1 pseudogene is annotated in these 239 nt (G+C 68.6%); it reads right to left on the bottom strand.

What is annotated here, in order from left to right:
• A pseudogene (locus tag EXE44_RS21785) lies at positions 1-106 on the bottom strand (oxidoreductase); the annotation flags it as partial.
• Positions 107-239 lie beyond the last annotated feature (133 nt).

Raw genomic sequence — 239 nt, 5'->3', positions numbered from 1 at the left:
CGATATCCTCGCCCGTGACCCGCATCGCGCCGAAGCCGAGGCGGTTGACTGTCAGTTCGCCGCCGACGTCGAACGTCTCGCGTCCGCCGGTGGTGTTGGAAGCCATGGGTCACCGATCTCGCGCCACGCGGAAAGCCGTGGGGATGCCGGAAGGAGAGGGAGAGGAGCAGCAGTGAGCGGTCAGGGCGGGAGGTGTCGGTCGTACACGTTCCGGCGGTGACCGACGGCCTCGACGCGGA

Origin of the sequence: Halorubrum sp. SS7 (assembly GCF_005435055.1) — an archaeon.
In the GTDB taxonomy this organism is placed as follows: domain Archaea; phylum Halobacteriota; class Halobacteria; order Halobacteriales; family Haloferacaceae; genus Halorubrum; species Halorubrum salinarum.
The sequence above is the reverse complement of the archived record's forward strand: the minus strand, read 5'-3'. Positions and strand labels throughout refer to the sequence as shown.